Source organism: Thauera aminoaromatica S2 (genome assembly GCF_000310185.1).
GTDB lineage: Bacteria > Pseudomonadota > Gammaproteobacteria > Burkholderiales > Rhodocyclaceae > Thauera > Thauera aminoaromatica.
Map to the genome: position 1 here is coordinate 1 of NZ_AMXD01000306.1, position 676 is coordinate 676.

The window sequence follows — 676 nt, forward strand, 5'->3', positions numbered from 1 at the left end:
GGGCGCGGCCGCCGCGGCCGCCGCCGAGGCCGCGGCCAGCCGGCTGCCCGAGCGCATCCGCAACAGCGCGGTGAGCGCCTCGATCGGCATCGGCGCGGTGGCCACCGTGCTGGTGTCCTCATGGCAGGCGATCGACGGCGCGATCGGCGCCCTGGCCGAGGAACGCAAGACCGAACGCGCCGCGATCCTGAAGATCACCGAGGACTGGGCCGCCCTGCCCGGACGCGACCGCTGCTCGACGACACTCATGAGCGAGGAGCATCCGAAGCTCACCGCGCTGGCAGGCAGCTTCCTGCACCATGCGGACGCGTTGTGCGCCCGACGGGAGGCCGACTGGCTCGCGGAATCCAGCCTGGTGCAGGAGATCTTCGACGAGGTTGCCGAGCGCTGCGGCCTGGTCGAGACGCGCATGCGCAGCCGCGCGTGCGCCGCGCTCCTCGTCGCCAACACCCGCCCGGACGCCGGGGGCGCCGAATGGCCACAGATCTGCTTCGCCGGGCGCCCGGCCGCACCGGCCAAGACCAGGCTGCCGACTTACTGGGCCTACCGCTACGGCTTCGAGGCACAGCGGGGCAAGTCCGCACACCCGGCCGACTCCTTCGCCGAGGCACGCGAGTTCGCCCGGGAGGAACACAACGCCGCGCTGGCCTGCCCCACCGTGGCGCTCGCCGGCGAA

General features: G+C 73.5%; 1 protein-coding gene. It reads left to right on the forward strand.

Features of this window, described 5'->3' with window-relative positions:
* Positions 1–676: hypothetical protein (locus C665_RS19770; RefSeq protein WP_004330804.1), on the forward strand; the 676-nt coding region annotated here is incomplete at both ends.